The sequence below is a fragment of the Streptomyces coffeae genome (assembly GCF_016741875.1).
Lineage (GTDB): Bacteria > Actinomycetota > Actinomycetes > Streptomycetales > Streptomycetaceae > Streptomyces > Streptomyces coffeae.
This window is the reverse complement of the sequence record NZ_JAERRF010000203.1, coordinates 1-428: the sequence shown is the minus strand read 5'-3', so window position 1 is coordinate 428 and position 428 is coordinate 1. Positions and strand designations below refer to the sequence as shown.

The following is a 428-nucleotide window of genomic DNA, read 5'->3' as shown; positions in this document are numbered from 1 at the left end:
CTGGTCTGATCCCGCAGTGCGTCCGCGCTACGGCCGGACAGCACCCATGGCACCACACCACCACTCTTGCGGACAGGCGGCGGCTCCGATGGTGCCTGCTCGATAATGACGTGCGCGTTGGTCCCCGACACACCGAAGGAAGAGACCCCCGCACGGCGCGGTCGGCCGGAATCGGGCCATGCGCGCCCGGCCGTGACCAACTCGACGCCTTCGCCCCACTGCACATGCGGCGAGGGAACATCCACATGCAACGAAGCCGGCACCACACCATGCCGCATCGCCAGCACCATCTTGATCAAACCCGCCACACCCGCGGCAGCCTGCGTGTGACCAAGGTTCGACTTCACCGACCCCAACAACAACGGGACACCGGCCCGCTCCCGGCCATACGCCTCCACCAGCGCACCGACCTCGATCGGATCGCCCAA

1 protein-coding gene is annotated in these 428 nt (G+C 67.3%); it reads right to left on the bottom strand.

All coding sequences use genetic code 11. From position 1 onward, the window contains the following. A partial coding sequence (locus JK363_RS41680; protein WP_201883525.1) for a ketoacyl-synthetase C-terminal extension domain-containing protein occupies window positions 1–428 on the bottom strand: 428 nt, incomplete at both ends.